3 protein-coding genes, 2 pseudogenes and 1 other annotated feature are annotated in these 7,300 nt (G+C 38.7%); of the genes and pseudogenes, 2 read left to right on the forward strand and 3 right to left on the reverse strand.

The window, feature by feature from the left end; all coding sequences use genetic code 11:
• Positions 1–36: 36 nt before the first annotated feature.
• A complete protein-coding gene (locus AVJ19_RS19855; RefSeq protein ID WP_111861288.1) occupies positions 37–882 on the reverse strand; it encodes an OmpA family protein in 846 nt (281 codons plus the stop codon).
• A 1,111-nt stretch (positions 883–1,993) separates the two neighbouring features.
• On the reverse strand, positions 1,994–2,395 hold the full coding sequence (locus AVJ19_RS19865; protein WP_111861289.1) for a transposase family protein: 402 nt from the start codon (positions 2,393–2,395) through the stop codon (positions 1,994–1,996).
• Between the two features lie 270 nt (positions 2,396–2,665).
• Between AVJ19_RS19865 and AVJ19_RS19870 the strand changes: the two are divergent.
• Positions 2,666–3,224, forward strand: a pseudogene (locus AVJ19_RS19870) (transposase); the annotation flags it as partial.
• Positions 2,905–3,021, forward strand: a sequence feature (AL1L pseudoknot). (Overlaps the previous pseudogene by 117 nt.)
• An 87-nt stretch (positions 3,225–3,311) precedes the next feature.
• Here AVJ19_RS19870 and AVJ19_RS19875 read toward each other — a convergent pair.
• Positions 3,312–6,659 carry a DEAD/DEAH box helicase gene (locus AVJ19_RS19875; protein ID WP_111861290.1) on the reverse strand — a complete coding sequence of 1,116 codons (3,348 nt, stop codon included), beginning with the start codon at positions 6,657–6,659 and terminating at the stop codon, positions 3,312–3,314.
• A 140-nt stretch (positions 6,660–6,799) separates the two neighbouring features.
• Here AVJ19_RS19875 and AVJ19_RS22915 point away from each other — a divergent pair.
• A pseudogene (locus tag AVJ19_RS22915) lies at positions 6,800–6,931 on the forward strand (serine/threonine-protein kinase HipA); the annotation flags it as partial.
• Between the last annotated feature and the right edge of the window lie 369 nt (positions 6,932–7,300).

Here is a 7,300-nt window from a genome sequence, read left to right on the forward strand (position 1 = left end):
CCAAAAACTATATTCTTTTATCTTCAAAAACTTTAACTATTTAGTAATGCCTGTAATTTCGACAGTTACACGGCGGTCAGGCTGTAGACATGCATGTAATGCTTCACGCTGTTTTACATCAAAACAACCATTCGTCACAGGTTGGCCTTTACCTGCGCTTGCAGTTGAAATCACATTCCCTGCCACACCATTTTGAACCAACAGGTTGCGTACTGTGTCTGCACGGTTTTGCCCCAATTGATTGTTATAGCTATCACTTCCCAAACGATCTGTGTGACCAACTAAATTAATGCGGCTTACAGAAACGAAGTTGTTATGAATTTGCGAAGCAACATTCAAGACCTCTTGACGCCCCTTTGGCAGTAAATCATTCAAGGAAGAACCGTTAAATTTAAATAAAGTGTCCGCAGCTAAATCCACTCGTATTGTCTGTTCCTGAGCAGCAACCTGATGCTTCACCTCACAACTTAAAGGCTGACCATTATTGGAAATAAAAGGTTTACCGTTTGTATTGACAGAGAGTACAAATTCATTGCTTGTTAGCTTTCCTACGTTTAAGTCAACATCACAACTTTGGCATGATTCTTCAGTACAGTTTTTTACTTTGAAATTATATGTTTCTGGTTTCAATGCATATTGAGCCGAATTATTTATATAAAAATTTCCAGCTTTAATACTGTCAATATAAAATTCAATCGGGCAATTTTGCTGTTCTGCTGTATCACCACCACAAAGCTTCTCATCTCGCTTTAATACAATAGGTTGATTATTTTCTTGCGTTTTTTTCTGAAAACGTAAATCTGATGGCTTCATATATGGGCTTGATGTGCAAGCCGCTACCCCCAATGAAGCTACAACAGCTAAAAGTGACAATCTCAACATAACTACCCCTTGTGGACTTAGAACATTTAAGGAACAATTTCAAGCACATTTCCTACACAAATATCTTTCCATGAATCTACTGAAAAATTATTATTGTGACGCAGTGCACATTTCAACATCTTTATATCAAAATAAATGTGTATTTTGAACATTTATTTTTTGTGTCAACTGTATCACTTTATAGTTTTATTAGAAATACTTAACTAGATAGTCCTAATTAAACGAAGATTAAAAATCAAATATATCAACAAGATGCAACTAAATTCAAAAAGTTTCCACCTATTCACTTGATCAATATTGGTCGCCATAAAAAAAGCTCATCAAATTTCTATTTTGATGAGCATTACAAAAATCATACAGAGCACATGGTATAAAGAACGCTTCTTTACAGCAACCTTAACCTAAAAATTTCAGCTTATTAAAAGCTTTAATAGGCAGACGTGATGTTTACCTAGGTAGTTTATTACGGGAAAAGAATCTACTTAAAAGGCGCAGTCCACTCATATAAGCTAATAAATAACCATATAGACCAAAATTCCACATCGAAATAGGATTTGAAATTACTACAAACTATTTCTTCAATGGTGAACAATCAGACTTATTATTGTTGGGGTTATTTCATTCGTACAAGTTTAAAAAAGCAAGTTAAGCTGCTGCATATGTAGATTTGGTTCCAGTACATCAGCTGTTTGGCAGTTCGGCCAACAAGCAAAAGTCACTTATCAAAAGCAGATGACAGTAAAATACGCTCAGTATTGTATATGTCAACCTTAACAGCGATTCAATAGAATCCACACATTGAAGCTTTATATCAATAATTATTAAGTCAGGATAAAAATTAAAGGTGTGCTTTAGGTGTTGCAATGCGCAAGCTTATACGTCTGTGTTATGGCGTTTTAAAACATCAGACTGCCTATCAAAAAGATTATTTATTGGTCTAATAATCTCAAAACCTGATTGGTTACCAAGACGGCATCTTGTTTTTTTACGGTGTTTTCTAAATAACTGAAAATTATGCACATTACTTTGTGCAATGGCTGTTGATATAATCTGGCTAGTTTTGTAGTGCATCGTCAGCTAGGCTTTGATCGTATGACGTTTTTTCTTGCCGCTATAGTAATTTTTCTGTTTTTTTGGGACGTTCTATCGTCATTTCAGTGGCATCAATCACGATAACTTCCCAATCTACACCTTCACCTTTTGGTAACTTTTTAGGTAAATGAAATTTATCGGATTTAATTAAAAGGTTTTCAATCTTTTGAATAATGCGTGAAGCCCTTGATTCATGGATACCATAGGTCATCGCAACATGGAAAAGTGTGCGATATTCGTGCCAATAGCTTAAGGTCATCAACAGCTGATCTTCAAGCAAAAGTATTGAGGGTCTTCCTCGTCGACTATCACTTTGAGCGGCTCTCAATACTTCAAGCATTTCTGCAAAAGTTGAGGGTTGTATTCCGATAAGTCGTTTAAACTGCTGACTTAGCAGTGTTTTTACTTTTGAGTAGTTCATGCAACAACGATAACCGAATACGGCTTATTGATCGCTACAAAAAATTATCACTAGATTGGTCGTTTTTTGATTTATGCAAGAGATCTATTTTATAGTATAATCAAAAAATACAATCATTCTTTATTTTTAATATGTTTAACAAAGTATTAAAACAAATTACTGAACCGTACCGGGTTTGTCGGAGACCAAACTTTCTGAGATGAGACGCATTGCTTCGCAAGACGTAGCGAAGCGTAGTGATCCGATGAAAAACCTAAATATACCCCTGAAATCAGAGATAGAGCGGTTCAATTATTGATTGAATTTGAAAAAGATTATCCATCGAATTGGGCTGCGATTGCGCCTAAAATTGGTTGCACTCCTGAAACTTTACGAGTTTGGTATCAAAAATATTTAGATCAACAAAATTCAATTAAAGTACAGCAATTTCCATATCAAGAACGTATTAAACAGCCCGAACGTGAAAATAAAGAAGTGCAACGTGCGAATGAAATTCTCCTTAAAGCAGCCACTTTTTTCGCCCAGGTGGAGCTCGAACGCCCACACAAATAATGCTGGATTTCATCCATAACAATAAAGACCTATATGGCGTTGAGGCGATTTGTAAGATTTTTCCGATCGCAGCTTCTACCTATTAATTTAATTAAAAATGGGGGTATTACCCCTAGATCTAGTTGATGGGAAGCTTCGCTTCGCAAGGGAACATCAAACTAAGCGAGATCTACATGATTTGCATCATGCTGAATAAATTAAACGAATTTGGAAAGAAAGCTCCGGACGTTATGGCATTTTAAAAACATCAGACAGCCTATCTAAGAGATTATTTATTGGTCTACTATGATAAGACTAACCCGTTAAGCTAGGTGGCCTAACTTAAATAAAAAAGTCTCCGACAAACCCGGTACAGTTCACCAAACTAAAATTTCTCAAACAAGTTCATCACGTCATTTTCCGTCAGTTTCGCTTCGCCCTCATGATCGGTACTTAGAATAGACTGTGCCAGTTCTGCTTTATTTTGCTGTAAGGCAAGAATTTTTTCTTCTATGCTTTTATTGGTAATCAGCTTATACACAAATACTGGCTTGTCCTGTCCAATCCGCCATGCACGATCTGAAGCTTGATCTTCAGCAGCAGGGTTCCACCATGGATCATAGTGAATGACCGTATCTGCGGCAGTTAGGTTCAGACCGACCCCTCCTGCTTTCAGACTGATTAAAAATATCGGCACTTGTCCAGACTGAAATGCTGTAATGACTTCATCTCGCTTTTTGGTCTTTCCAGTCAGCTTCACATAGCCAATTTCTGCGTGATGGAGGTGTTGCTCAATCAGTTCCAACATTGAGGTAAACTGAGAGAAGATAAGAATTTTTCGCCCCTCCTCCACCATTGGAACGACCATATCCATCAACTGTTCAAGTTTGGCAGAGTTTGCCTGCCCAATTTTCACTGAATCCAGCTTTAGTAAGCTAGGATGGCAGCACACCTGACGTAGCTTCAGTAAGGCATCTAAAATTTGAATTTGACTACGTTTAAAGCCTTTTTCTGCCACAATTTTCTGAATATTTTCCTGCATCGTGGCGCGAACAGCCTCATATAACTTGGATTGCTGGTCATTCATATCAATATTGACTTCAATCGTGGTTTTTTCTGGCAATTCTTTGGCTACGTCAGTTTTCAAGCGACGTAAAATGAAGGGCTTAATCCGGTTGACCAGCTTTTGCCTTAACTGCTGATCACCGCGTTTTTCAATCGGATGACGGTACTTTTTATTAAAAATTTCTTGTGAATATAAAAATCCTGGCATCAGGAAATAAAATAGTGCCCACAGTTCACCCAAATGATTTTCCATCGGGGTACCTGTTAGACACAAACGATGTCGTGCTTTTAATTGCCGTACTACCTGTGCAGCTTTGGCACGCGGATTTTTAATATTCTGCGCCTCATCTAAAATGAGTTGATGATATTCATATTGCTTTAATTGTTCTTCATCTCTCGCTAGAAGCGGATAGGTGGTTAACACAATATCATAGTGCGGAATCTGCTCAAAATTCTGATGGCGGTCGGGCCCCTGTAGCAGCAATACCTTCAGCTCAGGGGTAAATTTCTCCGCTTCTTTGAACCAGTTATGCATCAGCGATGTGGGTGCAACAATTAAGGCGGGACTGTCCTGCAAATATCCAGCCTGCTTTTCCATGAGTAAATGGGCTAAAGTTTGTGCTGTTTTCCCCAAGCCCATATCATCTGCCAGAATCCCGCCATGCTGGGTTTCCCTTAAAAACTGTAACCAGCCTAAGCCCTGCTGCTGGTATGGACGCAACTCCCCCTGAAAACCTTGTGGTGTCGGCAGTTGTTGCTGATAGCCTTGTTTGAATTTTTGTACAAATTGCTGCAGGCGATCACTGACCTGCCATGTCATCCCAAGATTATGCTGCAATTCTAATAATTGACTCGCATCATAGCGATCAATACTGCGCTCTTCTTGCTGTAAAATGCTCTGCAGATGCAACAATACCGGCTTAATATCCCTAGCGGATAGAGCCAAATCAGGTTGATCAACTGCAGTTTTCACGGTGAAAATTTGACTGTCATGCAGATGAATAAAAGTCCGCGGATCAAGTAAATCAGGATTTACTCGCACCAAAGCTACGAGCGCATCAAGCAAATTATAAGAATTGCCTGCACTGTCTTGAACCGTCGCCCCGATATTGAACCAGTCCTGCTGACCTTCAGATTCAGTGATAGAAATATTTAAATTTTCAACATATTGCAGATTAAAGGGGCTGTTTTCCAGATGCTCTATCTGCCAGCCCATCAACTCAATTTGATTGATGGGCATCAGCTGTTTGATCCAATCTCCATAGAAAGCAAAAACCATAGAATCAAGACATTGTTTATCCAGTTTTAATTGATGGTCATAACTAAGATCTTTCACCCACTTCAGTGATTCGACCAATAGCTGTAAACGTTGGATTGACTGTTGTTCCTGAACTAAGTCCCGAAGCTGTCGTACCATTTTGTCATGCTGCTCACCAATAAAACTGTCACCTGATGTACCTGCTTTAATTCGCCCACCTGCATAGGAGAATTCAATTTCAGCACAAACAGACTCTTCCCATTTCCAATCAAATTTATCTAAAACACCGAAGCGTAAAATTGGCTGGAGACTACCCTCAAGGACATCAATATGCTGAATAGACTCGGGCTGAGGCAGATTTTTCACGTCTGAATATTGATGAGTCAGTTTCTCAAACTCTGGCAAGAGCTTAGCTGGAAGATCAGGCATCTGTAAAAAATGGTAGAGCAGCTTTGCCGTATATTCACCATATAACTGGCCCACCGTGTTCTGTTGAATATCCACATAACATGGTGGCTGGCTCGCGAGAATCTGGATATGTGGATTTGATTTTAAATCGAGTCGAATATCGCCATTGACCAATTCAATGTTTAAATGCTCCGTCTGTTTGTTGACACCTTGTTCCCAGATCAATTCGATGTGATAGCCTTGTTCTGACCATTGAAGTGCAGCATAGCTCTTTTTTTGCCAGTACACATCGCCACTTTGAATAAAAGATTTAAAGTGCTCCAATGAAATTCCGGAGATATCAAGATTGCTTTGATAAAAACGCTCGTCGCTGTTTATTTTGGCGTAATAATAAATCTGGTTAAATAATTGTCGTTTTTGTTCAGATAAAGTCAGATGCTTTCTGGTGATATTTTCATATTGGGTATAATAACTTTCCCCTGCAATTGAACCGTTCTTATTGCGTCTGGCCTTCTGAACATCAACTGTCAATTTCTTTAAGCTGATCGACTGATCTAGCAGGTAAATTAAATAATTGTTTGTTTTGACAGATTGCTCTGGTTCAGTCTGTTGTAAATACCGTTTAAAATCATTCAACCAGCGCTGCGCCTGATCATCCCCCCATCGGCGTTTTGCGATTCCCTGCGGAGATTGAGAGTCAGCATAACGCTGTTGAAATTCCTGACGATATTCTTGAAAGAATAACCGCGCTAAAGCAGCAGCATGTTTACAGTTATATCCAACTGGACAAGTGCAGTCATCATCGATTAAACGGTCTTTTTTAAGATTATAGGTAATCGCGGTATCGTAATAATCTGTCCCTTCAATTTGAGCATACATCGTGACATCATCATTTTCCTCAAAGAACTCAATTGTTTCCCTATCAATGTGTTTAGCATAGCTCAGACTGCGCTGAAGAGTTGCAGTACTAAAGCGAGATAGAAAATTGATCAATAAGGACATAATTACCAGACACCAAAATGTTTATACAATTATAACGGACAAAGCTGTCATTTCAGAACAGTAGGGCTCGCCAACGTATCAGAAGAAAATAAATCCATGCTCAAAAAAACTTAATGTTTACTACAATGGATGGGGTGAATATTGGCTCGATTTGTAAGGTTGCAATCCTATTCAGCAACATCGCTCATGATCTATTACTTGGACAAATTCAAGTAGAGACTCTCCAAATGATCCAAAATAGGATTGGGCATAATATTCATTTATTGCACTAAATAGCTTTCACAAAGCTTCTATGAAGGGCTTATTCTAACCGTTGTTTTATCACGGCATAAGCTACACCAGTCACCACACTTCCAATCGCAATCGCTAGTAAATATGATTCTAGACTAACATATCTATTCTGCTAGTCTAGAGCCTTTGATTTTATCTTGATAATCATCATTACGACGCAATTAAGAAACGACGAGATTCTCCAAAGCTCAGTGTTGCGATAGTTGGGTTTGGTTCTAATTGAACCACTCTATCTGATTTCAGGGGGTATATTTTACTTTTTTCATCGGATCACTACGCTTCGCTACGTCTTGAGAAGCAATGCGTCTCATCTCAGAAAGTTTGGTCTCCGACAAACCCGGTACGGTTCA

Source organism: Acinetobacter sp. CFCC 10889 (assembly GCF_003268395.1).
GTDB lineage: Bacteria > Pseudomonadota > Gammaproteobacteria > Pseudomonadales > Moraxellaceae > Acinetobacter.

Bases quoted from the DNA above. Each gene is read 5' to 3' on its own strand.
- AVJ19_RS19855 (WP_111861288.1), bottom strand. From the start codon at position 882: ATGTTGAGATTGTCACTTTTAGCTGTTGTAGCTTCATTGGGGGTAGCG.
- AVJ19_RS19865 (WP_111861289.1), bottom strand. From the start codon at position 2,395: ATGAACTACTCAAAAGTAAAAACACTGCTAAGTCAGCAGTTTAAACGA.
- AVJ19_RS19875 (WP_111861290.1), bottom strand. From the start codon at position 6,659: ATGTCCTTATTGATCAATTTTCTATCTCGCTTTAGTACTGCAACTCTT.